31 protein-coding genes are annotated in these 24,693 nt (G+C 54.8%); 15 read left to right on the top strand and 16 right to left on the bottom strand.

The annotated features are described in order from the left end of the window. Window positions 1–54: 54 nt before the first annotated feature. Together ftsH and rlmE are read right to left on the bottom strand one after the other, a co-directional pair. Window positions 55–1,986, bottom strand: coding sequence for an ATP-dependent zinc metalloprotease FtsH (gene ftsH, locus IAE48_RS14770; protein WP_054802973.1), 1,932 nt, complete (start codon window positions 1,984–1,986; stop codon window positions 55–57). A 102-nt stretch (window positions 1,987–2,088) separates the two neighbouring features. Further along, window positions 2,089–2,715, bottom strand: a complete 627-nt coding sequence (rlmE, locus tag IAE48_RS14765) for a 23S rRNA (uridine(2552)-2'-O)-methyltransferase RlmE (RefSeq protein WP_094422249.1) — start codon at window positions 2,713–2,715, stop codon at window positions 2,089–2,091. A gap of 118 nt (window positions 2,716–2,833) precedes the next feature. Here rlmE and yhbY point away from each other — a divergent pair, with 118 nt between their 5' ends. After that, on the top strand, window positions 2,834–3,127 hold the full coding sequence (gene yhbY / locus IAE48_RS14760) for a ribosome assembly RNA-binding protein YhbY (RefSeq protein ID WP_042712846.1): 294 nt from the start codon (window positions 2,834–2,836) through the stop codon (window positions 3,125–3,127). Between the two features lie 153 nt (window positions 3,128–3,280). Here yhbY and greA read toward each other — a convergent pair whose 3' ends face one another. Next, on the bottom strand, window positions 3,281–3,757 hold the full coding sequence (gene greA, locus IAE48_RS14755; RefSeq protein WP_023480955.1) for a transcription elongation factor GreA: 477 nt from the start codon (window positions 3,755–3,757) through the stop codon (window positions 3,281–3,283). A 247-nt stretch (window positions 3,758–4,004) separates the two neighbouring features. On the opposite strand from greA, the gene dacB reads away from it, so the two are divergent. After that, window positions 4,005–5,438, top strand: coding sequence for a serine-type D-Ala-D-Ala carboxypeptidase (gene dacB / locus IAE48_RS14750; protein ID WP_200134827.1), 1,434 nt, complete (start codon window positions 4,005–4,007; stop codon window positions 5,436–5,438). A 79-nt stretch (window positions 5,439–5,517) separates the two neighbouring features. Here the strand turns inward: dacB and cgtA are convergent, their stop codons facing one another. From cgtA to rplU, 4 genes are all read right to left on the bottom strand, one after another. Next, complete coding sequence (gene cgtA, locus IAE48_RS14745; RefSeq protein WP_200134826.1) at window positions 5,518–6,696, bottom strand: Obg family GTPase CgtA; 1,179 nt, start codon at window positions 6,694–6,696, stop codon at window positions 5,518–5,520. A 15-nt stretch (window positions 6,697–6,711) separates the two neighbouring features. Then, window positions 6,712–7,677, bottom strand: a complete 966-nt coding sequence (locus tag IAE48_RS14740; protein ID WP_023480720.1) for a DMT family transporter — start codon at window positions 7,675–7,677, stop codon at window positions 6,712–6,714. 93 nt (window positions 7,678–7,770) lie between these two features. Continuing rightward, a complete protein-coding gene (gene rpmA / locus IAE48_RS14735; RefSeq protein WP_017457338.1) occupies window positions 7,771–8,028 on the bottom strand; it encodes a 50S ribosomal protein L27 in 258 nt (85 codons plus the stop codon). A 19-nt stretch (window positions 8,029–8,047) separates the two neighbouring features. Next, window positions 8,048–8,359: a 50S ribosomal protein L21 gene (rplU, locus tag IAE48_RS14730; protein WP_003025032.1), complete on the bottom strand. Its 312-nt coding sequence runs from the start codon at window positions 8,357–8,359 to the stop codon at window positions 8,048–8,050. A 260-nt stretch (window positions 8,360–8,619) separates the two neighbouring features. On the opposite strand from rplU, the gene ispB reads away from it, so the two are divergent. Together ispB and sfsB are read left to right on the top strand one after the other, a co-directional pair. Beyond that, on the top strand, window positions 8,620–9,591 hold the full coding sequence (gene ispB, locus IAE48_RS14725) for an octaprenyl diphosphate synthase (RefSeq protein ID WP_023481026.1): 972 nt from the start codon (window positions 8,620–8,622) through the stop codon (window positions 9,589–9,591). Between the two features lie 213 nt (window positions 9,592–9,804). Beyond that, window positions 9,805–10,080, top strand: coding sequence for a DNA-binding transcriptional regulator SfsB (sfsB, locus tag IAE48_RS14720; protein ID WP_023481038.1), 276 nt, complete (start codon window positions 9,805–9,807; stop codon window positions 10,078–10,080). A 55-nt stretch (window positions 10,081–10,135) separates the two neighbouring features. On the opposite strand, the gene murA is transcribed toward sfsB, so the two are convergent. The 7 genes from murA to mlaF form a co-directional block, all read right to left on the bottom strand. After that, a complete protein-coding gene (gene murA / locus IAE48_RS14715; RefSeq protein ID WP_054802972.1) occupies window positions 10,136–11,395 on the bottom strand; it encodes a UDP-N-acetylglucosamine 1-carboxyvinyltransferase in 1,260 nt (419 codons plus the stop codon). Between the two features lie 53 nt (window positions 11,396–11,448). Beyond that, window positions 11,449–11,703 carry a BolA family iron metabolism protein IbaG gene (ibaG, locus tag IAE48_RS14710; protein ID WP_023480818.1) on the bottom strand — a complete coding sequence of 85 codons (255 nt, stop codon included), beginning with the start codon at window positions 11,701–11,703 and terminating at the stop codon, window positions 11,449–11,451. Window positions 11,704–11,829: 126 nt separating this feature from the next. Beyond that, a complete protein-coding gene (mlaB, locus tag IAE48_RS14705) occupies window positions 11,830–12,123 on the bottom strand; it encodes a lipid asymmetry maintenance protein MlaB (RefSeq protein ID WP_042713885.1) in 294 nt (97 codons plus the stop codon). Further along, window positions 12,120–12,758 carry a phospholipid-binding protein MlaC gene (gene mlaC, locus IAE48_RS14700; RefSeq protein WP_023481036.1) on the bottom strand — a complete coding sequence of 213 codons (639 nt, stop codon included), beginning with the start codon at window positions 12,756–12,758 and terminating at the stop codon, window positions 12,120–12,122. The genes mlaB and mlaC overlap by 4 nt, the downstream gene beginning before the upstream one ends. A gap of 17 nt (window positions 12,759–12,775) precedes the next feature. Then, window positions 12,776–13,327, bottom strand: coding sequence for an outer membrane lipid asymmetry maintenance protein MlaD (gene mlaD, locus IAE48_RS14695; RefSeq protein WP_023480973.1), 552 nt, complete (start codon window positions 13,325–13,327; stop codon window positions 12,776–12,778). A gap of 4 nt (window positions 13,328–13,331) precedes the next feature. Then, the gene (gene mlaE, locus IAE48_RS14690) at window positions 13,332–14,114 is read right to left on the bottom strand and encodes a lipid asymmetry maintenance ABC transporter permease subunit MlaE (protein WP_023480856.1); all 783 of its coding nucleotides are present in this window, start codon (window positions 14,112–14,114) and stop codon (window positions 13,332–13,334) included. Window positions 14,115–14,121: 7 nt separating this feature from the next. Continuing rightward, window positions 14,122–14,934 (bottom strand): phospholipid ABC transporter ATP-binding protein MlaF, encoded by an 813-nt coding sequence (gene mlaF, locus IAE48_RS14685; protein WP_042713878.1) that lies wholly within the window; start codon window positions 14,932–14,934, stop codon window positions 14,122–14,124. A gap of 230 nt (window positions 14,935–15,164) precedes the next feature. On the opposite strand from mlaF, the gene IAE48_RS14680 reads away from it, so the two are divergent. The 11 genes from IAE48_RS14680 to npr all read left to right on the top strand — a co-directional run bounded on the left by IAE48_RS14680 (window position 15,165) and on the right by npr (window position 23,086). Then, window positions 15,165–16,139 carry a calcium/sodium antiporter gene (locus IAE48_RS14680; protein ID WP_200134825.1) on the top strand — a complete coding sequence of 325 codons (975 nt, stop codon included), beginning with the start codon at window positions 15,165–15,167 and terminating at the stop codon, window positions 16,137–16,139. Between the two features lie 13 nt (window positions 16,140–16,152). Then, window positions 16,153–17,139: an arabinose-5-phosphate isomerase KdsD gene (kdsD, locus tag IAE48_RS14675; protein ID WP_023481006.1), complete on the top strand. Its 987-nt coding sequence runs from the start codon at window positions 16,153–16,155 to the stop codon at window positions 17,137–17,139. Between the two features lie 14 nt (window positions 17,140–17,153). Then, on the top strand, window positions 17,154–17,720 hold the full coding sequence (kdsC, locus tag IAE48_RS14670; protein ID WP_023480796.1) for a 3-deoxy-manno-octulosonate-8-phosphatase KdsC: 567 nt from the start codon (window positions 17,154–17,156) through the stop codon (window positions 17,718–17,720). Beyond that, complete coding sequence (lptC, locus tag IAE48_RS14665; RefSeq protein ID WP_042713872.1) at window positions 17,717–18,292, top strand: LPS export ABC transporter periplasmic protein LptC; 576 nt, start codon at window positions 17,717–17,719, stop codon at window positions 18,290–18,292. Before kdsC ends, lptC begins: the two co-directional genes overlap by 4 nt. After that, window positions 18,261–18,821: a lipopolysaccharide ABC transporter substrate-binding protein LptA gene (gene lptA, locus IAE48_RS14660; RefSeq protein WP_200134824.1), complete on the top strand. Its 561-nt coding sequence runs from the start codon at window positions 18,261–18,263 to the stop codon at window positions 18,819–18,821. The genes lptC and lptA overlap by 32 nt, the downstream gene beginning before the upstream one ends. A 6-nt stretch (window positions 18,822–18,827) precedes the next feature. Next, a complete protein-coding gene (gene lptB, locus IAE48_RS14655) occupies window positions 18,828–19,553 on the top strand; it encodes an LPS export ABC transporter ATP-binding protein (protein WP_023480831.1) in 726 nt (241 codons plus the stop codon). A 48-nt stretch (window positions 19,554–19,601) separates the two neighbouring features. After that, window positions 19,602–21,035 carry an RNA polymerase factor sigma-54 gene (gene rpoN, locus IAE48_RS14650; protein ID WP_200134823.1) on the top strand — a complete coding sequence of 478 codons (1,434 nt, stop codon included), beginning with the start codon at window positions 19,602–19,604 and terminating at the stop codon, window positions 21,033–21,035. 22 nt (window positions 21,036–21,057) lie between these two features. Further along, complete coding sequence (hpf, locus tag IAE48_RS14645; protein ID WP_054802969.1) at window positions 21,058–21,345, top strand: ribosome hibernation promoting factor; 288 nt, start codon at window positions 21,058–21,060, stop codon at window positions 21,343–21,345. Window positions 21,346–21,425: 80 nt separating this feature from the next. Continuing rightward, entirely contained in the window at window positions 21,426–21,917 is a 492-nt protein-coding gene (gene ptsN, locus IAE48_RS14640; protein ID WP_023480947.1) for a PTS IIA-like nitrogen regulatory protein PtsN, read from the top strand. Window positions 21,918–21,962: 45 nt separating this feature from the next. Beyond that, window positions 21,963–22,817: an RNase adapter RapZ gene (gene rapZ / locus IAE48_RS14635; protein WP_023480906.1), complete on the top strand. Its 855-nt coding sequence runs from the start codon at window positions 21,963–21,965 to the stop codon at window positions 22,815–22,817. Continuing rightward, window positions 22,814–23,086: a PTS phosphocarrier protein NPr gene (npr, locus tag IAE48_RS14630; protein ID WP_023481048.1), complete on the top strand. Its 273-nt coding sequence runs from the start codon at window positions 22,814–22,816 to the stop codon at window positions 23,084–23,086. Before rapZ ends, npr begins: the two co-directional genes overlap by 4 nt. On the opposite strand, the gene mtgA is transcribed toward npr, so the two are convergent. Next, window positions 23,087–23,818 (bottom strand): monofunctional biosynthetic peptidoglycan transglycosylase, encoded by a 732-nt coding sequence (gene mtgA, locus IAE48_RS14625; protein ID WP_200134822.1) that lies wholly within the window; start codon window positions 23,816–23,818, stop codon window positions 23,087–23,089. It lies immediately after the preceding gene. Beyond that, window positions 23,815–24,468 (bottom strand): isoprenoid biosynthesis glyoxalase ElbB, encoded by a 654-nt coding sequence (elbB, locus tag IAE48_RS14620; RefSeq protein ID WP_200134821.1) that lies wholly within the window; start codon window positions 24,466–24,468, stop codon window positions 23,815–23,817. Before elbB ends, mtgA begins: the two co-directional genes overlap by 4 nt. Window positions 24,469–24,693 lie beyond the last annotated feature (225 nt).

Here is a 24,693-nt window from a genome sequence, read left to right as displayed (position 1 = left end):
CCCCGGAGCAGGCCCCAGGGTTTCGTTACAGACAGTTCATCAACTGCAGAAAGCTTATTTGTCGCCAAACTGCTCTGACATGGTATTGCCCGGGTTCGGCGTACGCGGTTCATCAACCGGACGCGGCGCACGTGGGGTACCGTTACTGTCAGAGTTATTCGCGCCTGGATCTTCCCAGCCCGCTGGCGGACGTACATCACGACGAGACATCAGGTCATCAATCTGCGGTGCGTCGATGGTCTCATATTTCATCAGAGCATCTTTCATCGCATGGAGAATATCCATGTTCTCGTTCAGGATCTGACGCGCTCGATTGTAGTTACGTTCAATCAGCGCCTTCACTTCCTGGTCGATAATACGCGCGGTTTCATCAGACATATGCTTCGCTTTCGCGACGGAACGTCCGAGGAACACTTCGCCCTCTTCTTCGGCGTAGAGCAGCGGACCCAGTTTGTCCGAGAAGCCCCACTGCGTCACCATGTTACGTGCCAGGTTGGTCGCGACTTTAATGTCGTTCGACGCACCGGTAGAAACATGCTCAACACCATAGATGATCTCTTCTGCGAGACGACCGCCATAGAGCGTAGAGATCTGGCTCTCCAGCTTCTGACGGCTGGCGCTAATCGCATCCCCTTCCGGCAGGAAGAAGGTTACGCCCAACGCACGACCGCGCGGAATAATCGTCACTTTATGTACCGGATCGTGTTCCGGCACCAGACGACCGATAATCGCATGGCCCGCCTCGTGATACGCGGTAGACTCTTTCTGCGCTTCCGTCATCACCATGGAGCGACGTTCCGCACCCATCATGATTTTGTCTTTCGCTTTTTCGAACTCAACCATCGAGACAACGCGTTTGTTACCGCGCGCAGCAAACAGCGCAGCTTCGTTGACCAGGTTGGCCAGATCCGCACCGGAGAAGCCCGGAGTACCACGCGCGATGATCGCAGCGTCAATATCCGGCGACAGCGGTACACGACGCATATGGACCTTCAGGATCTGCTCGCGACCGCGAACGTCCGGCAGCCCAACGACAACCTGACGGTCGAAACGGCCTGGACGCAGCAGCGCCGGGTCCAGTACGTCAGGACGGTTGGTCGCAGCAATAACGATAATGCCTTCATTGCCTTCGAAACCATCCATCTCAACCAGCATCTGGTTCAGGGTCTGCTCACGTTCATCGTGACCACCGCCTAAACCTGCGCCACGCTGACGGCCAACGGCGTCAATCTCATCGATAAAGATGATGCACGGTGCGGCTTTCTTGGCTTGTTCAAACATGTCGCGTACGCGGGATGCGCCCACGCCGACAAACATTTCAACAAAGTCAGAACCGGAAATCGTAAAGAACGGCACTTTCGCTTCGCCAGCGATTGCTTTCGCCAGCAGCGTTTTACCGGTACCCGGAGGACCGACCATCAGGACGCCTTTCGGGATTTTACCGCCCAGTTTCTGGAAACGGCTCGGCTCACGCAGATATTCAACCAGCTCGCCCACTTCCTCTTTAGCTTCATCGCAGCCCGCGACGTCGGCAAAAGTGGTTTTGATCTGATCTTCAGTCAGCATGCGCGCTTTGCTCTTACCGAACGACATGGCGCCTTTGCCACCGCCGCCCTGCATCTGGCGCATGAAGAAAATCCATACCCCAATCAGCAACAGCATCGGGAACCAGGAGATGAAGATGTTACCGAGCAGGCTCGGCTCTTCAGGTGGTTCACCCACAACCTTGACGTTTTTGGTCAGCAGGTTGTCGAGCAGTTTAGGATCGTTGACCGGGATGTAAGTCGTGTAACGGTTACTATCTTTCTTGGTAACGTTGATCTCACGTCCGTTGATACGCGCTTCGCGAACCTGGTCCTGGTTGACCTCTTGCAGGAAGGTAGAGTAATCCACCTTACGGCCATTTGACTCGCTGGGCCCAAAGCTCTGGAATACTGACATCAGCACGACGGCAATGACCAGCCAGAGTATTAGGTTTTTCGCCATGTCACTCAAGGGATTAACCTCATATTACAACTGTGTTAAAAACAGCGGCAGGATACAACATATCCCGTTTCATTCAAACCGAAGGCCGAAATCAACGGGGTATCATTTTCGCCCGGTCGCTACAATATACACTTCGCGCGAACGAGCACGCGAAGAGTCCGGTTTACGCACTTTAACCTTCGTAAACAGGGAGCGAATTTCCGTAAGGTACTCATCGAAACCTTCGCCCTGGAACACTTTCACTAAAAAATTACCGCCTGGCGCTAACACATCGCGGCACATCTCCAGCGCCAGCTCTACCAGATACATAGAGCGGGGAATATCAACCGCTGGCGTTCCGCTCATATTAGGCGCCATATCTGACATGACAACCTGAACTTTACTGTCACCAACACGTTCCAGTAACGCTTTCAGAACTAATTCATCACGAAAATCGCCCTGAAGGAAGTCTACGCCGACGATTGGATCCATCGGTAAAAGATCGCACGCGATAATGCGCCCGTTCCCACCAATCTGTGTGACCGCATATTGCGACCATCCACCGGGTGCAGCACCCAGGTCAACCACGGTCATCCCCGGTTTAAAAATCTTGTCACTTTGCTGTATTTCATCAAGTTTAAACCAGGCACGGGAACGTAACCCTTTTTTCTGCGCCTGAAGAACATATTTATCGCTAAAGTGTTCCTGAAGCCAGCGGCTTGAACTGGCAGAACGCTTTTTACCTGTCATTTAACTTTCCATCCGGTTTCATCGGCGACACCGAGAAATTTCGACGCGCAATTTGGCGATACAGAGGAGATGGCGGTAGAATGACCCGTTTTCAATCCCAACGTAAGCAAAATATACGATGAATCTGAGTACTAAACAAAAACAGCACCTGAAAGGTCTGGCACATCCGCTCAAGCCGGTAGTTATGCTTGGCAACAATGGTTTGACCGAAGGGGTACTGGCCGAGATTGAACAAGCGCTTGTGCACCATGAACTTATCAAGGTGAAGATCGCCTCTGAAGAGAGAGAAACTAAGACCTTGATCGTGGAAGCTATCGTTCGCGAAACCGGTGCCTGTAATGTCCAGGTCATCGGTAAAACGCTGGTGCTTTATCGCCCGACCGCAGAGCGTAAAATTTCGCTGCCGCGCTAAAGGATATCCTGAGTTGAACACAAAATCAGTGTAAAACGAGGGGTTTCCGCCAGCAGATGAGCAAAATGCCACGCTCCTGGAGTTCATAAAAGGCCGCAATGCGGCCTTTTTCTTATCTTTACAATCCGTCAACAATTAACGCTGACGCTGCAATCAAAGATATTCCACCTTGATGATTTCATATTCCACTTCGCCGCCAGGGGTGCGAATGACAACCACATCATCCTGCTCTTTCCCCACCAGGCCTCGTGCGATAGGCGAGTTCACCGAGATAAGATTCTGCTTAAAGTCAGCTTCGTCATCGCCAACGATGCGGTAAGTCTGCTCTTCGTCGTTATCCAGGTTCAGCACGGTGACCGTGGAACCGAAAATGACGCGGCCATTTTTTGGCATTTTGGAGATATCGATAACCTGCGCATTCGACAGTTTCGCTTCGATATCTTTAATGCGGCCTTCACAAAAGCCCTGCTGCTCACGCGCGGCGTGGTATTCAGCGTTCTCTTTGAGATCGCCATGTTCGCGGGCGTCCGCAATAGCGGCGATGATTTCAGGGCGACGAACGGTTTTTAAAAACTCCAGCTCTTCGCGCAGTTTTTCTGCACCACGTAGGGTCATCGGAATAGCTTGCATTTGTTATACCTCTTAAACATTCCTGTTAGGAGTAGTCCCCCACCCCGTCAGCGTTACCTCCCCGCATTCAGGCGTAAACAGCCGGGCAGGAGCAAAAGAAAACTGACCCGGAGACAAAGCCCCAGGTCAGCGCAATTTTTCAATTTGATACGTATTTTAACCGGAAGTTCACCGTGGGTCATCGTTTACTTTCCGGGTCGATGCGCCGTAGTATGTCGGCCTGTTTCCAGCTTGTTAGCGCGAGATTATGCGATTTCCCAGCTTTATCATCGGATTGTCCACCAGTATAGCCCTGAATGTTCAGGCCGCGAATGTCGACGAGTACATCAACCAGCTTCCGGATGGTGCCAACCTGGCGTTGATGGTACAGAAGGTCGGCGCCGAGGCTCCCGAAATTGATTATCATGCCAAACAGATGGCGTTGCCGGCGAGCACCCAGAAAGTGATCACCGCGCTGGCTGCACTCTTACAACTGGGGCCGGACTTTCGCTTTACAACCACGCTGGAAAGCGAAGGTTCTGTCGACGGCGGTACGCTAAAAGGCGACTTAGTTGCACGATTTGGTGGCGATCCGACGCTAAAACGTCAGGATATTCGCAATATGGTCGCAACGCTTAAAAAATCAGGCGTGCAAAAAATTGATGGCAACGTGCTCATCGATACTTCGATTTTCGCCAGTCATGACAAAGCGCCGGGCTGGCCGTGGAACGATATGACGCAGTGCTTTAGCGCACCGCCCGCCGCCGCCATCATCGATCGCAACTGTTTCTCGATTTCGCTGTATAGCGCGCAAAACGCGGGTGATTTGGCCTACATCCGGGTCGCCTCTTACTATCCGGTGAACATGTTTAGCCAGGTACGCACGCTGGCGCGCGGGTCGTCGGAAGCGCAATATTGCGAACTGGATGTAGTGCCGGGCGATCTCAACAGATTCACGTTAACAGGCTGTTTGCCTCAACGCGCCGATCCGTTGCCGCTCGCCTTCGCTATACAGGATGGTGCCAGCTATGCAGGGGCTATTCTCAAGCAGGAGCTAACGCAGGCGGGCATTACCTATACCGGCACGCTGCTGCGCCAGACGCAGGTCAATCAGCCCGGCACCGTTATTGCCAGTAAACAATCCGCGCCGCTACACGATCTGCTGAAGATCATGCTGAAGAAGTCCGACAACATGATTGCGGATACCGTCTTTCGCATGATTGGCCATGCGCGCTTTGGCGTGCCGGGCACCTGGCGAGCGGGTTCGGATGCGGTCAGGCAGATCCTGCGCCAGCAGGCCGGTGTCGATCTGGGCAACACCATTATTGCTGATGGTTCCGGCCTCTCGCGCCATAACCTGCTCGCACCGGCGACCATGATGCAGGTGCTGCAATATATCGCCCAGCATGATACCGAGCTTAACTTCATCTCGATGCTGCCGCTGGCAGGCTATGACGGCTCGCTGCAATACCGCGCAGGGCTGCATGAAGCGGGCGTCGACGGTAAGGTATCAGCGAAGACGGGCTCGCTACAGGGCGTCTACAACCTGGCAGGGTTTATTACCACCGCCAGCGGTCAGCGAATGGCGTTTGTGCAGTATCTTTCGGGATATGCGGTTGAACCCGCCGATCAGCGCAATCGCCGTATTCCGCTGGTGCGTTTCGAAAGCCGTCTCTACAAAGATATCTATCAGAACAACTAATAAAAAATGCCGGGAAGCATCATGCTGACCCGGCATTTTTTTATCTCTTCTCCCCGCCGAAGCGGGGAGGAAGCAGAGATTAACGTTTGTAGATGAACTCAACGCCCTCTTCGTCGTCTTCATCCCAGTCGTCATCCCACTCTTCGTCATCTTCTTCAGACGCTTCGGCCTCTTCGAGCTGCTGGCGATGATAATCATCCCACATGAACTCGACTTTCTCCGGCTGCTGCTCTTCCTGCGCCTGCGCAATCGGGTTTTCGATGATAAAGGTCATCACGTCCCAGCACAGGTCTTTAACGCCCTGCTGGCTGGCAGCAGAGATCAGGTAGAACTTATCTTCCCAGCCCAGCGCTTCGGCGATCGCTTTCGCTTTCGCTTCTGCTTCCTCTTTATCCATCAGGTCGATCTTGTTAAATACCAGCCAGCGCGGCTTAGCAGCCAGCTTCTCGCTGTATTTTTCCAGTTCGCCGACGATGATACGGGCGTTTTCTGCCGGATCGGAACCGTCGATCGGATCGAGGTCGATGAGGTGCAGCAGCACGCGGCAGCGCTCAAGGTGTTTCAGGAAGCGGATACCGAGGCCAGCGCCATCAGCCGCACCCTCAATCAGCCCTGGAATATCGGCAACCACGAAGCTCTTCTCATTGTCCATACGAACAACGCCCAGGCTCGGGACCAGCGTGGTAAACGGATAATCCGCCACTTTTGGTTTCGCTGCGGAGACCGCACGGATAAAGGTGGATTTACCGGCGTTCGGCATCCCCAGCATCCCGACATCTGCCAGCAGCATTAGCTCCAGCTGCAGATCGCGCTTATCGCCCGGCGTACCCATTGTCTTCTGACGCGGAGTACGGTTTACCGAGGATTTGAAACGGGTGTTGCCGAGACCGTGCCAGCCGCCTTTCGCGACCATCAGGCGCTGACCATGTTTGGTCATATCACCCATGGTTTCGCCGGTGCCCTGGTCGATCACACGCGTACCAACCGGCACTTTCACCGTAATATCTTTCCCGCGTTTACCGGTGCAATCACGGCTCTGGCCGTTCTGCCCACGTTCTGCACGGAAGGATTTTTCAAAACGGTAGTCAATCAGGGTATTCAGGTTCTCGTCCGCTTCCAGCCAGACATCACCACCGTCGCCACCGTCGCCGCCATCAGGGCCGCCTTTCGGGATATACTTTTCGCGGCGGAAGCTTACGCAGCCGTTACCGCCATCACCCGCTACGACCAGAATCGTAGCTTCATCTACAAACTTCATTTTACTCTCCGTAACTCATTCGCCTGAGCGGGGCACAGTGACGACCACTTCACGACTACGCCTGCGTCCCAAAAGACGATGGCCAATAGCGGAAAACATCGCGCCCGCAACCACGACAAACGCACCGAGATAACCGACAAGGTTTAACATCGGTCTGGCGAAAACATCGGGCCAGGCCATTGATAACAAATCTGAGAAAAACAGTGTAAACAGCGGCGTTAAGGTAATTAACGCGCTTACCTGCGCCGCCTGCCAGCGCGCCATCGCTTCCGCCAGCGCGCCGTAGCCAACCAGCGTGTTGAGCCCGCAAAAAACCAGACAGGCCAGTTGCCAGTCGCTCAGCTGGAACACCACGGCGGGTTTCGCCAGTGGCAGCAGCGCAAGCGTACATAAAGTGTACAGCAAAAAGAGGATCTGCTGGGAGGCCAGACGACGCAGAAGGACTTTTTGCGCCACGCCGTAGCTTACCCACACCGTCGCCGCACCGACGCCGAAAATGACGCCCCAGGTGTAATCCGTCAGCCGGGTGAAGATCTCAATCAGGCTGGTGTTAAAAAACATCACCAGACCGCTTATCAGCATCAGCGCGCCAATCACCTGCGTGATACGCATCTTCTCTTTGAGGATAAAGACGCTGGCGACCATCATACCGACGGGCGAGAGCTGACCGATCACCTGCGACGCGGTCGGGCTGACATACTGCAGAGAAGAGCTGAACAATATGAAGTTGCCAAACAACCCGCCGGTGGCAATGGCCAGCAGCAGCAGCCAGCGAGGCTTGCGGAAAATACGCAGTGGCGGCAGTTTTCGTTTCCAGGTCAGGATCAGACCGAGACCAATGCCCGCCATTAAAAAGCGATAGAAGACCACCGTCGGCGGCTCCATCACTTCCAGCACCTGCTTCATTGCAATCGGCAACGCTCCCCAGCACATCGCTGTTGTCAGCGCCAGGAGAATACCGATGCCCGCCTGCTGTTTCATGCTTCTTCCCTGCCCGAATTTTGCCGGGCTTCTAATGTAAAAAGCCCCGCAACGTGTTGCGGGGCTTTCTTCCGTTACCGGGACGCGAAAAACTTATTCAGCAACGATGCTGATGAATTTACGGTTTTTCGGGCCTTTAACTTCGAACTTAACTTTACCGTCAGTCAAAGCGAACAGAGTGTGGTCACGGCCGCAACCTACGTTGGAACCAGCGTGGAATTTAGTACCACGTTGACGAACGATGATGCTACCTGCCAGAACTGCTTCACCGCCGAAGCGTTTTACGCCCAGACGTTTAGCTTCTGAATCGCGACCGTTACGAGTTGAGCCGCCAGCCTTTTTATGTGCCATTTAAATCTCTCCTCAGGTCTTAGGCGCTGATGCCAGTAATTTTCACATCAGTGAACCACTGACGATGGCCCTGCTGCTTACGGTAGTGTTTACGACGACGAAACTTAACGATTTTAACTTTCTCGCCACGACCATGAGCAACAACTTCAGCTTTGATTACGCCGCCATCAACGAAAGGAACGCCGATTTTGACTTCTTCACCGTTTGCGATCATCAGAACTTCAGCGAATTCAACAGATTCACCAGTTGCGATGTCCAGCTTTTCCAGGCGAACGGTCTGACCTTCGCTTACTCGGTGTTGTTTACCACCACTTTGGAAAACCGCGTACATATAAAACTCCGCTTCCGCGCACCTATCCTGATAAATTCAGAGGGCGCTATAAATATTCACAATAGGGCGCGAATATTACGCAAATTGCGAGCCGTTGACAAGTGTGATCGTCACTCCTCGCAGAAAAAAAACACAACGTGTAAGGTAACGTTTATCTGGCGCGTTTTTTCAGTACAATCGACAATACTATTCAAACCCGTAACCCTTTGTTATCCCACTTTTGATATGTGGTAAACAGGACTGAAAGCCCGGCTTTTGCGATGAATTTAGAAAAAATCAATGAGTTAACCGCGCAAGATATGGCGGGTGTGAACGCGACGATTCTGCAACAACTCAACTCGGATGTGAAATTAATCAACCAGTTGGGTTATTACATCGTAAGCGGCGGCGGCAAACGCATACGTCCGATGATCGCTGTACTGGCGGCGCGCGCAGTTGGCTATGAAGGCAACGCGCATGTCACCATCGCTGCATTAATCGAATTTATCCACACAGCAACCCTCCTCCACGACGACGTTGTGGATGAATCAGATATGCGCCGCGGCAAGGCAACGGCGAACGCCGCCTTTGGTAATGCCGCCAGCGTACTGGTCGGGGATTTTATCTATACCCGTGCATTCCAGATGATGACCAGCCTCGGCTCGCTGAAGGTGCTGGAGGTGATGTCAGAAGCGGTGAACGTGATTGCAGAAGGCGAAGTGCTGCAATTGATGAACGTCAACGACCCGAACATTACCGAAGAGAACTATATGCGCGTGATTTACAGCAAAACCGCGCGCCTGTTCGAAGCGGCCGCTCAGTGTTCTGGTTTACTGGCGGGCTGTTCAGAGGCACAGGAGAAGGGGCTGCAGGATTATGGCCGCTACCTGGGCACTGCATTCCAGCTGATTGACGATCTGCTCGATTACAGCGCGGATGGCGAAACGCTGGGTAAAAATACCGGCGATGACCTTAACGAAGGCAAACCGACGCTGCCGCTGCTGCATGCAATGCATAACGGTACCCCTGAGCAGGCGCAGATGATCCGTGAAGCGATTGAACAGGGAAGCGGACGCCATCTTCTGGAACCGGTTCTGGAAGCAATGGCGCAGTGCGGGTCGCTGGAGTGGACGCGTCGCCGTGCTGAAGAAGAGGCGGATAAAGCCATCGCCGCGCTGCAGGTTCTCCCGCACTCTGAGTGGCGCGATGCGCTCATTGCCCTTGCCCACATCGCCGTTCAGCGCGATCGTTAATCTCTCTGTTTCCCGCGATTTATCGCGGGAAAGTTCCAATAAGCTCTTATAACATCCCTTTTCAGGCGCCGAATCCTTGCTGCGCAAGCCTTGGCATAATCTGAAAACATAACAATCTCCCTGAACTTTTTAGAACAAATATTCCCATATGCGTATAGTGATCTGCGTTGTTGGCGAACAATGGTTGAAACCGATTCTCATCAGGGAGATGTTATGGAAACGAAATATACCGACTGGCATCAAGCCGATATTATTGCCGGGCTGCGAAAAAAGGGTACGTCGCTGGCGGCTGAATCTCGAAAAAATGGCTTGAGTTCCTCCACCCTCGCCAATGCACTGACCCGACCCTGGCCGAAGGGAGAGTTGATTATTGCCCGGGCGCTGGATACCGATCCCTGGGTTATATGGCCTTCGCGTTACCACGATCCCATCACGCACGCATTTCTTGATAAAACCAAGTTCATCAGGAAAAAACGCAGTGAAGCGTAAAAATGTCGCAGATAAAAAAAGGGAGCTTTCGCTCCCTTTTTTAATGGTGTAGAGGTTATTCGCCCTTCACACGCTCAATCTTCGCGCCCAGCGCGCTGAGCTTATCTTCGATACGCTCATAACCACGATCGATGTGGTAGATGCGATCGACATAGGTCGTCCCTTCCGCAATACAGCCAGCCAGCACGAGGCTCGCAGATGCACGCAGATCGGTCGCCATCACCTGCGCGCCGGAGAGCGTTTCTACGCCGTGGCAAATCGCGGTGTTGCTCTCAATCTCTGCATGAGCACCCATACGAATCAGCTCAGGGATGTGCATGAAGCGGTTCTCGAAGATGGTTTCAGTGATCACACCGGTACCTTCAGCCACCAGGTTCAGCAGCGTGAACTGCGCCTGCATATCTGTCGGGAAACCCGGATGCGGCGCGGTACGCACGTTAACGGCTTTCGGACGTTTACCGTGCATATCGAGGCTAATCCAGTCTTCGCCCAGTTCAATATCCGCACCCGCGTCACGCAGTTTAGCCAGCACGGCATCCAGCGTATCCGGCTGGGCGTTGCGACAAACAATTTTTCCGCCGGAGATCGCCGCAGCCACCAGGAAGGTCCCGGTTTCGATGCGGTCCGGCAGCACGCGATACACACCGCCGCCAAGGCGCTCTACGCCCTCGATGGTGATGCGGTCAGTGCCCATGCCGGTAATTTTGGCACCGAGCGTATTGAGGAAGTTGGCGGTATCGACAATTTCCGGCTCGCGCGCGGCGTTTTCGATAATGGTGGTGCCTTCAGCCAGCGTCGCAGCGGACATAATCGTCACCGTCGCGCCAACGCTCACTTTGTCCATTACAATGTGCGCGCCCTTCAGTCGGCCGTCGACAGAGGCTTTAACGTAGCCCTCTTCCAGCTTAATCTCCGCGCCCAGCTGCTCAAGACCGGTGATATGCAGATCGACCGGACGCGCGCCAATCGCGCAACCGCCCGGGAGCGAAACCTGCCCCTGGCCGAAACGGGCAACCAGCGGTCCCAGCGCCCAAATCGAAGCGCGCATGGTTTTCACCAGGTCGTACGGCGCACAGAAGACGTTCACCTTGCTGGCATCGATCCACACCGAGCCATTACGCTCAATTTTGGTACCGAGCTGGCTCAGCAGCTTGATGGTCGTGTCGATATCTTTCAGTTTCGGCACGTTGCGGATTTCGACCGGCTCTTCGGCCAGCAGCGCGGCGAAAAGAATCGGCAGTGCGGCGTTTTTGGCACCTGAAATTGTCACTTCGCCCTGGAGACGCGTTGGCCCCTGTACACGAAACTTATCCATTTATCTGATCTCTGTTAAGAATTCACACGCGCGGCGGATCATACCGCCAGCGCTCAAAAGCCGTTGAGTTTGCGATCGCGCGCCCATTCTTGCGGCGTATACGCTTTGATCGACAGGGCATGAATGCGGTTATCCGCGATGTACTCCATCAGCGGGCCATAGATGGTTTGCTGCTTCTTGACCCGGCTCATGCCGTCAAAAACTTCACCCACAGCGACAACCTGAAAATGGCTGCCATCGCCAGTGACGTGGGCTTCCTGGAGAGAGAGTGCTTCCATCAGCACGGTCTGGATTTCATGATTTTCCATGGGCGTAAATATCATCTAAAAGTGAAAACAGTCACACATCTTAGAGGAAAGTGCGACGGTCTTAAATAAGCAAAAAGCCCCATCCACTCTCTGGACGGGGCTTTAAATAGTAACGTATTGAAAAAATTAGCGTGGCAAGGCACTTTGCGGCAAGTTATAGAGCGCCGCAAGGGTGCTCACATTCTCACTTACGCCCAGCAGCGTCACATCCGTGCCCTGCTTTTTACCGAGTTCAACCAGATGAACCAGCAGCGCGACGCCTGCGGTATCAACCCGTGTTACGCCCTGCAGATCGATGGTGGTTACCCCTTTCATCGCCTCTGCGCGCGCATCCCATAAAGGATTTAACACGTCCTGATCCAGCTCGCCCAGCAACACCAGGCGTTCGCCGTCACGCGACCAGCTTAGCTGCTGGGTCATTGCTTCTTCTCGTCCAGGGTAATTTTCTGGCGGGAGATAGACTGCAGCTCAGCAGTCAGGCCATCGATACCTTTAGTACGCAGCAGATCGCTCCACTCATTCTGCTTCGTGGTGATCATGCTTACGCCTTCAGCGATCATGTCATAAGCCTGCCAGTTACCGGTCTGGCTGTTTTTACGCCACTGGAAATCGAGGCGTACCGGCGGACGACCGTTCGGATCGACGATGGTGACGCGAATCGGCACGATAGTGGCATCGCCCAGCGGCTGTTCCGGGGCAATCTGGTAAGTCTGGCCGTGGTAGAGCGCCAGCGCCTGACCGTATGCCTGCTTCAGATATTCGCGGAACGCCTTGAAGTAGGCATCACGCTGCGCAGGGGTCGCTTCTTTGTAATAACGGCCCAGCACCAGCGCGCCGGCATATTTCACCTGGACGTAGGGCAGCAGCTCTTGATCGACCACCTCACGCAGGTAATCCGGGTTCGCGCGGATTTTCGGTTGTTCATTTTTGAGGCGATCGAAAGTCTGTTTCGCCGCCCCCTGCATTGCGGTGTACGGGTTGCTTTGATCAACAGCCAAAGCCGAGCTCAACGGTGCAACGACCAGCAGAGCAACCATCATGAGACGTTTAAACATTGCGTCACTTCTCCTCGTTAATGCGTCTGATCCGCAGACGGCGCAGGTTGAGTATTCCCTTCATTTTGCGCCGCCGCATCGCCTGAATTCTTATTGTCGCCACCTTTACTGTTGTAAAGGAACTGACCAATGAGATCTTCCAGCACCATCGCGGACTTGGTGTCCTGAATTGTGCTGCCTTCCTTAAGCATAGATGTTCCCATCTCGGGATCGTCAAACCCGACGTTTAACGCCAGATATTGTTCGCCCAGCAGGCCTGATGTGCGGATTGCCAGCGAGCTGGTATCCGGGATCTGGTTGTAACGCTCTTCGATATCCAGCGTTACGCGCGGCAGATACGTTTTCGGGTCGAGAGAGATATCCGATACGCGCCCAATCACCACCCCGCCGATACGCACCGGCGAATTGGCTTTCAGGCCGCCGATATTGTCAAAGGTGGCATAAACGCGGTACGTCGGTTCTGTACGCATCGAGGCGACATCTGCCGCTTTCAGGCAGATAAAGAGCCCCGCCAGTAACGCCAGCAGAAGAAACAGGCCGACCCAAATTTCACTTTTTTTCGTTTGCATGAACTCAATTCCCAAACATCAATGCGGTGAGCACAAAATCCAGACCGAGAACGGCCAGCGAGGAGTGCACAACGGTGCGTGTTGTCGCGCGGCTGATCCCGGCCGAAGTCGGGATCGCATCGTAACCGTTAAACAGCGCAATCCAGGTCACGGTGATGGCAAAGACCACGCTTTTAATCAGACAGTTAACCAGATCCATTCGCAGGTCGACGGCGTTCTGCATCGCAGTCCAGAAGAAACCACTGTCGATCCCTTTCCAGTTAACGCCCACCAGCGAGCCGCCCCAGATACCAACCGCGACAAACATAACCGTCAGTAGCGGCAGAGAGATGACGCCCGCCCAGAAACGCGGCGAAATGACCCGACGTAAAGGATCGACCGCCATCATCTCGAGGCTGGAGAGCTGCTCGGTGGCGCGCATCAAGCCAATCTCTGCGGTGAGCGCCGAGCCTGCGCGTCCGGCAAACAGCAGCGCGGCAACAACCGGGCCTAACTCGCGTAGCAGCGATAACGCCACCAGCATGCCAAGACTCGTCTCCGCGCTGTAAGTTGTCAGCACCAGGTAGCCCTGTAGCCCCAGCACCATGCCGATAAAGACGCCGGAGACGAGGATAATGACCATCGACAGCACACCGACGTTATAGAGCTGGCGGATCAGCAGCGGCGCGTGTTTGCGAAACTCCGGCTTGCCAACCAGGGCGTTGAACAGCATTAACCCGGCACGCCCGAACGTCGCGATCGTTTTGATCCCACGATGGCCAAGCGCAGCCAGTGCATTTAACAGCATGAGTGTATTAACTCCCTGTTTCTAAAAGATCGCGCTGGTAATCACCAGCAGGATAGCGGAACGGAACCGGCCCGTCGGCGATGCCATCAAGGAACTGACGGACGCGAGGATCGCTATTATCCTGCAGCCCCTGCGCGCTGCCGTGGGCGACAATTTTCCGGTCCGCCACAATATAGGCGTAATCCGCGATGCTCAACACCTCCGGCACATCATGGGAAACAACGATACAGGTGACGCCCAGCGCGTTATTCAGCTCAGAGATAAGCTTCACCAGCACCCCCATGGTTATGGGATCCTGGCCGACGAAGGGCTCATCAAACATGATCAGATCCGGTTCCAGCGCAATCGCGCGCGCCAGCGCCGCACGCCGCGCCATACCGCCAGAGAGCTCGGAGGGCATCAATTTCGCCGCACCGCGCAGCCCGACCGCTTCGAGCTTCATCATCACCGTGCTGTGCAACAGCGCCGGTGGCAAAGTGGTATGTTCGCGCAGCGGATAGGCGACGTTATCAAACACATTCATATCGGTGAAGAGCGCGCCGGACTGAAAGAGCATGCTCATTCTTTTGCGCACGGTGAAGAGGCGCGAACGCGACATGGCCGGCACGTTTTCGCCATCAAATAAGATTTCGCCGCTATCGGGCGGGATCTGCCCGCCAATCAGGCGCAGTAAGGTGGTTTTACCGATCCCTGACGGCCCCATAATGGCGGTGATTTTCCCGCGCGGTACGGTCAGTGAAATATTGTCGAAGATCGGGCGGTTGCCTCGGGAGAAGCTGACGCCACGAACATCGACCAAATTCGCCACTGTCTGGCTCATTTCCTCTTCCTTATCACCCTATGGGCTGCAAGCATTACGCTTGATATCATCACGAACCCAGCATTTTTACAGAATATTACCCGCCCAGGTTAGCGAAAGCTGGCATTTGTTTTACTTTTGAGCCGCATAAAGTCAAAATTAGGAATCATTACGCTACGCGGAAGTTCCGGTTTTAACCCGGTATAGCGGCCTGCGAAACGGCAAAATTATACCTGAAGAAAGGACGTTAGATGCTCTTAGCGACGGCGCTATTGATAATTGGTTTACTTCTTGTGGTCTACAGTGCCGATCGTCTGGTGTTTGCCGCCTCCATTCTTTGCCGCGCTCTTGGTATTCCGCCATTAATTATTGGCATGACGGTGGTCAGTATTGGCACCTCGTTGCCGGAAATCATCACCTCTGTCGCCGCCTCACTGCATGGCCAGCTCGATCTCGCTATCGGCACCGCCATCGGATCGAACATCACCAATATCCTGCTGATCCTCGGCGTTGCCGCGCTGTTACACCCTTTTACCGTGCATTCCGATATTCTGCGCCGTGAATTGCCGTTAACCTTAGTAGCTAGCCTGCTGGCGGGCGTCGTGCTGTATGATGGGCGGCTTACGCCCATAGACGGCATCTTTTTACTGTTATTAGCCGTGCTATGGCTGGTGTTCATTGTTAAAATCGCCCGTCTGGCCGAACGCCAGGGTAATGATAGCCTGACGCGCGAGCAGCTGGCCGAGCTGCCGCGAGAGGGAAGTGTGTCGGTTGCCTGCCTCTGGCTGGGCGTCGCGCTGATTATCATGCCGATGGCGACACGCATGGTGGTGGATAACGCCACGGTGGTGGCGAACTTCTTTGCCATCAGCGAACTGACTATCGGCCTGACGGTTATCGCCATCGGTACCGGCCTTCCCGAGCTTGCCACCGCTATCGCGGGCGCGCGCAAAGGGGAAGACGATATCGCCATCGGCAACCTTATCGGCTCCAACATTTTTAATATCGCGATCGTGCTTGGCTTGCCGGCACTGATTGCGCCAGGCAGCTTTAACCCGATGGCGTTCACGCGCGATTACGGGGTAATGGTGCTGGTCAGCGCCCTTTTCGCGCTGATCTGCTGGCGACGCAAGCAGATCAGTCGTGCTGTCGGGGGGCTGTTGTTCGGTGGGTTTATCATATGGCTGGCGATGCTCTACTTGCTGTCGCCGCTTTTGACGGGATAATCGGATACGCACTATGTCGCAAATAGATTTGCAGCCGGGTTTTGACTTTCAACAAGCCGGCAAAGAAGTTCTGGCGATTGAACGTGAAGGCCTCGCACAGCTGGATCAGTACATTAATGAAGATTTCACCCGCGCATGCGAAAGCATCGCTTATTGTGCTGGCAAAGTCGTGGTGATGGGCATGGGCAAATCGGGCCATATCGGCCGGAAAATGGCGGCGACCTTTGCCAGCACCGGCACGCCCGCCTTTTTCGTCCACCCCGGTGAAGCCGCGCATGGCGACCTGGGTATGGTCAGCCCGCAGGATGTCGTGATTGCGCTGTCGAACTCCGGTGAGTCCAACGAGATCCTCGCGCTCATCCCGGTGCTGAAGCGCCTCAAGGTCGCGCTGATTTGCATGACCAGCCGCCCTGAGAGCAGCATGGCGCGCGCGGCGGATATCCATTTATGCGTAAAAGTGCCGAAAGAGGCCTGCCCGCTGGGGCTGGCGCCGACCTCCAGCACCACCGCAGCGCTGGTAATGGGCGACGCGCTGGCCGTGGCGCTGCTGAAAGCGCGCGGCTTTACCGCCGAAGATTTTGCCCTCTCCCATCCGGGCGGCGCGCTGGGCCGCAAACTGCTGCTACGTGTGAATGACATCATGCACACCGGGGATGAGATCCCACACGTCAGCAAAGAGGCCAGCCTGCGTGATGCGTTACTGGAGATCACGCGTAAGAATTTAGGTATGACGGTGATCTGCGACGATCTGATGAAGATCGAAGGTATCTTTACCGATGGTGACCTGCGTCGCGTGTTTGATATGGGCGCCGATGTGCGCAGCCTCGGCATCGCCGATGTGATGACGCCAGGCGGCGTGCGCGTGCGGCCCAATACGCTGGCAGTCGATGCCCTTAACCTGATGCAATCCCGTCACATTACCTGCGTACTGGTTGCCGATGGTGAGCAGTTACTGGGTGTGTTACATATGCATGACTTACTGCGCGCGGGCGTGGTGTAAAGAAGGACATAAGAATGAGTAATGCTGGCGCGTCGCTTGCTACCTGCTATGGGCCGGTAAGCACGCAAGTCATGGAGAAAGCCGCGAAGATTCGCCTGCTGATCCTCGATGTGGATGGCGTGCTGTCCGACGGGCTCATCTATATGGGCAATAATGGTGAAGAGCTAAAAGCGTTCAATGTCCGCGACGGTTATGGCATTCGCAGCGCCCTCACCTCCGGTATCGAGATGGCGATCATTACCGGGCGTAACGCTAAACTGGTAGAAGATCGCTGCGAAACGCTGGGCATCACCCATCTCTACCAGGGGCAATCAGACAAAATGATCGCCTATCGGGAGCTGCTTGCACGCCTCGATTTGACGGCGGATCAGGTCGCCTATATCGGCGACGATTTGATCGACTGGCCGGTGATGGCGGAGATTGGCCTGAGCGTGGCCGTTGCCGATGCGCACCCGCTGCTCAGCGCGCGCGCCGATTACGTGACGCGGATTAACGGCGGTCGCGGCGCGGTGCGTGAAGTGTGTGACTTACTGCTGCTGGCACAGGGCAAGCTGGATGAAGCCAAAGGGCAATCAATATGAGTAAAACCAGACGTTGGGTCATTATTCTGCTGGCGCTGGTCGCACTGGTTCTGATTGGTATCAACTTCACCACTCAGGATGCGCCGGAACAGAGCGCAGCGAACAATTCAGATCCGACTTATAAAAGCCAACATACGGATACTGTCGTTTACAGCCCGGAAGGCGCGCTGAACTATCGTCTGATCGCGCAGAATGTGGAGTACTACTCCGCCGATAGCGTTAGCTGGTTTGCCAAACCGGTGTTAACCACCTTCGATGAGAACAAAGTTCCGACCTGGTCTATCAAGTCGGATAAAGCAAAGCTCACCGACGACAAAATGCTTTACCTCTATGGACATGTCGAAGTTAACGCGCTGACTGCGGACGCACAATTACGCAGAATCACCACGGATAACGCCCGGATCAACCTGGTCACCCAGGATGTTTTCTCAGACGATCAGGTTACGTTATACGGAACAACATTTAATTCCACCGGCCTGAAAATGCGCGGCAATTTACGCAGCAAAAACGCCGAGCTGATTGAAAAGGTTAGAAGCTCCTATGAAATTCAAAACAAACAAACGCAGCCTTAATCTTCTCCTGGCGGGTACGCTCTTCGCTGCCGCGCTTCCGGCGCTCGCTGTGACCGGGGATACCGACCAGCCGATCCACATCGACTCCGATCAGCAGTCGCTGGATATGCAGGGGAATGTTGTCACCTTCACCGGCAATGTCGTGGTGACGCAGGGGACGATTAAGATCAACGCCGATAAGGTCGTGGTCACCCGCCCGGGCGGTCAGCAAGGCAGAGAGATCATCGACGGTTACGGCAATCCGGCCACCTTCTATCAGATGCAGGACAACGGTAAGCCGGTTAAAGGCCACGCCTCGCAAATGCACTACGAACTGGAAAAAGATTTCGTCATCCTGACCGGCAACGCCTATCTCGAGCAGTTGGACAGCAATATTGCTGGTGACAAAATCACCTACCTTGTGAAAGAGCAGAAGATGCAGGCGTTCAGCGACAAAGGTAAGCGCGTGACTACTGTGCTGGTACCGTCGCAGTTACAGGACAAGAGTAATAAATCCGCCCCGGCCCCGGCGCAAAAGAAGAGTAACTAATCCGTTATGGCAACATTAACTGCAAAGAATCTCGCCAAGGCTTATAAAGGCCGTCGCGTGGTCGAAGACGTCAGTCTGACCGTTAATTCCGGTGAAATCGTCGGTTTGCTTGGCCCTAACGGCGCAGGGAAAACCACCACCTTCTATATGGTGGTCGGGATTGTCGCGCGCGATGCCGGCAACATCATTATTGATGATGAAGATATCAGCCTGCTGCCGCTGCATGCGCGCGCGCGCCGCGGCATCGGCTATCTGCCGCAGGAAGCTTCCATCTTCCGCCGCCTCAGCGTCTATGACAACCTGATGGCGGTGCTGCAAATTCGTGACGATCTCACCGCGGAACAGCGTGAAGATCGCGCCAACGAGCTGATGGAAGAGTTCCATATCGATCACCTGCGCGACAGCATGGGCCAGGCGCTCTCCGGCGGTGAACGTCGCCGCGTCGAGATTGCCCGCGCGCTGGCGGCAAACCCGAAATTTATCCTGCTCGATGAACCCTTTGCGGGCGTTGACCCGATCTCGGTTATCGACATCAAACGCATTATCGAGCATCTGCGTGACAGCGGGCTTGGGGTGCTGATTACCGACCATAATGTGCGCGAAACGCTGGCCGTTTGTGAGCGCGCCTATATTGTCAGCCAGGGGCATCTCATCGCCCACGGCACGCCGCAGCAAATCCTTGAAGACGAACATGTTAAGCGCGTATATCTTGGGGAAGACTTCAGACTCTGATAGGGTAAGGTTTATTGACATTTTTTGTCGGAGAGTGCTGCTCTGAATATGAAGCAAGGTTTGCAACTACGGCTTAGCCAACAGCTAGCCATGACGCCGCAACTGCAACAGGCCATTCGCCTTTTGCAGTTGTCCACGTTGGAACTTCAGCAGGAACTTCAGCAGGCGCTGGAGAGCAACCCACTGCTGGAACAAACCGATCTTCACGAAGAAGTGGATAGCGAACAGGTTCAGGAAAAAGATGGCCTGGACACCGCGGATGCACTCGAACAGAAAGAGATGCCTGACGAACTGCCGCTGGATGCCAGTTGGGATGAGATCTATACCGCAGGCACGCCGTCCGGCAGCAGTAACGATTATATTGATGATGAACTGCCGATCTACCAGGGCGAAACCACCCAGTCGCTACAGGATTACCTGATGTGGCAGGTTGAGCTGACCCCCTTCTCCGATACGGATCGCGCCATTGCGACCTCGATCGTTGATGCCGTAGATGAAACCGGCTATCTCACCGTGACGCTTGAGGAGATCCTCGAGAGCATGGGGAACGACGAGATCGGCATGGATGAAGTCGAAGCGGTGCTAAAGCGCGTTCAGCGTTTCGATCCCGTTGGCGTTGCCGCGCGCGATCTGCGCGACTGCCTGCTGGTTCAGCTCTCCCAGTTCGCCAAAGCGACACCGTGGTGTGAAGAGGCCCGGCTGATTATCTGCGATCATCTCGATCTGCTGGCCAATCATGACTTCCGCTCGCTGATGCGCGTGACGCGCCTGAAAGAGGATGTGCTGAAAGAGGCGGTCAATCTGATCCAGTCCCTCGATCCGCGCCCCGGGCAGTCGATACAGACCAGCGAGCCAGAGTATGTGATCCCCGATGTGCTGGTGCGCAAACACAACGGGCGCTGGGCGGTTGAGCTTAACGCCGACAGCATTCCGCGTCTTAAGATCAACCAGCAGTATGCAGCGATGGGCAGCGGCGGGCGTAACGACGCCGATACGCAGTTCATTCGCAGTAATTTGCAGGAAGCGAAGTGGTTGATCAAAAGCCTGGAGAGCCGCAATGACACGCTGCTGCGCGTCAGCCGCTGCATCGTCGAGCAGCAGCAGGCGTTCTTTGAGCAGGGCGAAGAATTTATGAAACCGATGGTGCTGGCGGATATCGCCCAGGCCGTCGAGATGCACGAGTCCACTATCTCTCGTGTTACCACCCAGAAGTACCTGCACAGTCCTCGCGGCATTTTTGAACTGAAGTATTTCTTCTCCAGCCATGTGAATACCGAAGGCGGCGGCGAAGCCTCCTCCACGGCTATTCGCGCACTGGTGAAGAAGTTGATCGCCGCGGAAAACCCTGCAAAACCGCTGAGCGACAGTAAGCTGACGACGCTGCTTTCCAATCAGGGAATCATGGTCGCGCGGCGAACCGTTGCGAAGTATCGAGAATCTTTATCCATTCCGCCGTCTAACCAGCGTAAACAGCTGGTGTGACCCAACCGATAAGGAAGACACTATGCAGCTAAACATCACCGGACAAAACGTTGAGATTACCGATGCCCTGCGCGAGTTTTTAAACAGCAAATTCGCCAAGCTGGAGCACTATTTCGACAGGATTAATCAGGTTTATGTTGTGTTGAAAGTGGAAAAGGTGACGCACATTTCAGATGCCACGCTGCATGTGAATGGAGGCGAGCTGCATGCCAGTGCGGAAGGACAAGATATGTATGCTGCTATTGACGGTTTAATTGATAAACTGGCGCGGCAGCTCACGAAGCATAAAGATAAACTGAAACAACACTAATTGTCCGGGCGTCCGTCTGGCGCGTTGCACCCGACCGCAACCCGGTTGGGTGCTGGCTCCGGCGTCGCTTAGGTGAAATTATGATGAATAACGATTCGGCTCTTCAACTGAGCACAGTGCTTAACCAGGAATGTACCCGTAGCGGCGTTCACTGCCAGAGTAAAAAACGCGCGCTGGAAATTATCAGCGAGCTGGCGGCGAAACAGTTAGGTCTGCCGCCGCAGGTGGTCTTCGAAGCGGTTCTTACGCGTGAAAAAATGGGCAGTACCGGCATTGGTAACGGTATCGCCATTCCCCACGGCAAGCTCGAGGAAGATACACTGCGCGCCGTCGGCGTGTTTGTGCAACTCGAAACGCCGATTGCCTTCGACGCTATCGATAATCAACCCGTCGATCTGCTCTTTGCCCTGCTGGTGCCGGCAGATCAAACCAAAACGCATCTGCACACCCTTTCGCTGGTCGCCAAGCGGCTGGCAGATAAAACCATTTGTCGGCGCCTGCGCGGCGCGCAGAGTGATGAAGAGCTGTACGAGATCATCACGCAGACAGAAGGCGAGCGCGGCGATGCGTAACCGGGTAAGACTCTACTTGTCAGTCGTTCTGAGGAGAAATGACCCATGGTCCTGATGATCGTCAGTGGTCGTTCGGGTTCAGGGAAATCCGTGGCGCTACGCGCACTGGAAGATATGGGTTTCTACTGTGTTGATAACCTGCCGGTTGTGCTGTTGCCGGAGCTGGCGCAAACCCTCGCCGATCGCCAGATCTCTGCCGCCGTCAGTATCGATGTGCGCAATATGCCGGAGTCGCCGGAGATCTTTGAGCAGGCGATGAGCAATCTGCCAGAGGCATTTTCGCCGCAGCTGCTCTTTTTAGATGCGGATCGCAACACCCTGATCCGCCGCTACAGCGACACGCGCCGCCTGCATCCGCTCTCAAGCAAAAACCTGTCGCTGGAGAGCGCCATCGATGAAGAGAGCAATCTGCTTGAGCCGCTGCGTTCGCGTGCCGATCTGATTGTTGATACCTCAGAGATGTCGGTGCATGAGCTGGCAGAGATGCTGCGCACACGCCTTTTAGGCAAACGCGAGCGCGAACTGACCATGGTCTTCGAATCCTTCGGCTTCAAGCACGGCATTCCTATCGATGCCGATTACGTCTTTGACGTGCGCTTCCTGCCGAACCCGCACTGGGATCCGAAACTGCGTCCGATGACCGGCCTCGATAAGCCCGTCGCTGCATTCCTCGACAGGCACACCGAAGTGCATAACTTCATCTACCAGACGCGCAGTTACCTCGAGCTCTGGTTGCCGATGCTGGAGACCAACAACCGCAGCTACCTGACGGTTGCCATCGGTTGTACCGGGGGTAAACACCGCTCTGTCTATATCGCCGAGCAGCTGGCGGACTACTTCCGCTCGCGCGGCAAAAACGTGCAGTCCCGTCACCGTACGCTGGAAAAACGCAAAACATGACCGTAAAACAAACCGTTGAGATCACCAATAAGCTGGGCATGCACGCGCGCCCGGCGATGAAACTGTTTGAACTGGTACAGGGCTTTGACGCGGAAGTTCTGCTGCGTAACGAAGAGGGTACCGAAGCGGAAGCCAGCAGCGTGATCGCTCTGCTGATGCTGGATTCCGCCAAAGGCCGACAAATTGAAGTCGAAGCCAGCGGCCCTCAGGAAGAGGAAGCGCTGGCCGCGGTGGTGGCGCTGTTTATCGCCGGGTTCGACGAAGAGTAATCAGTGCAGGTTGTTACTCTGCAAAAAGCCTTCGCCACCCAGCTGTTGCATCTGGCGCATGATCCACGCCTGACGGTTACGCACATAACCTGAAGGCGCTGCCGCCTTATAACGAATCGGGTTCGGCAGCACCGCCGCCAGCAGCGCGGCTTCCGACATCGTCAGCCGGCTCGCGGGTTTATGAAAATAGCGCTGCGACGCCTCTTCCACACCAAATATGCCGTCACCAAACTCCGCAATATTCAGGTAGACCGTCAGGATACGCCGTTTCGTCCATACCGCTTCAGTTGTTACCGTCAGGCCCGCCTCCAGCCCTTTTCGCAGCCAGCTTTTACCGTCCCACAAAAAGAGGTTTTTCACCGTCTGTTGCGACAGTGTCGAAGCGCCGCGAATGCGGTTCTCATGCTTTTCATTATGTGAGAGCGCTTTTTCGATCGCCTCCACATCTAATCCCCAGTGATCGGGAAAGCGCTGATCTTCAGCGGCAACCACCGCCAGCGCCATCCACGGTGAGATCTCATCCATGCTGACCCAGTCCGAGTGGGCGACATAGCTAAAATCCCCCGTCAGCCACGCACTTAGCTGCCGCTCGACCATCACTGCGGAAAACGGCACGGGTAAGATGCTGAACAGCAGAATACCGCCGCCCCAGAAGACCACCAGCACTAACAGAACACGCAGAAGAAGACGTTTCAGCGCGGCCTTCAGCGTACCGCCTCCGCCTCGCTTCATTCGCACAATACCAGCACGCGCGTCACCAGCTTCTCAATTCCTGTTGCCGCCTGGGCAATGTCTTCCGCCAGCATATACGCCGGGGTAGTCACCACTTTGTTCTCTTCATCGACAACAATATCGTCCACCGGACACGGCACGTGCTCCGCGCCCATCTCTTCCAAAACTTCGGCAGTGTCGACATCGGTTCCGATGGTGAGACGCAGCGGGAAGTCGAAAATCTTCGGTAGCGTCGCCGGCGCAATGCACATAAAACCGAGCGGTTTTCCAGCCTCGTGCATCGCCAGCGCGAGGGTTTTCAGATCGTTATCCACCGCGCAGTCGCCGCCGAGGCTGGCAAAGCTGCTGAGGTTTTTCGCCGCGCCAAAGCCGCCGGGAACAATCAGCGCATCCAGATCGTTTACTGATGCCTGCGCCAGTGGCGCGATCTTGCCGCGGGTAATACGGGCGGCCTCAACCAGCACGTTGCGGCTTTCCGCCATGCTTTCGCCGGTGAGGTGATTGATGACATCCCTTTGCGCTTTATCGGGCGCGAAACAGACAGCCTCTGCGCCGTTGCGGGCAAGCGCCAGCAGGGTAATTACCGCTTCGTGGATCTCGGAACCGTCATACACACCAGACCCACTAAGAACAACGCCGACTCTTTTCATGCCAAACATCCTTTCTGCGAATTGCGGTCAATAACTAAAAATTTTGATAAGGAAGCCTTGCTTCACACATTTCACTGATTGCTGTAACAAATCATTTAAGATTTGCTATCTTATGTGCGTGTGGTCGAATTTTAATAGACTGCGCCCTTGCAATTAAAACCAAAAATTACGGCGCAGCCACGGTTTCCCTGGTGTTGGCGCAGTATTCGCGCACCCCGGTTAATC

Origin of the sequence: Kosakonia sp. S57 (genome assembly GCF_016516575.1) — a bacterium.
Lineage (GTDB): Bacteria > Pseudomonadota > Gammaproteobacteria > Enterobacterales > Enterobacteriaceae > Kosakonia > Kosakonia cowanii.
This window is presented reverse-complemented; position numbering and strand designations above follow the sequence as displayed.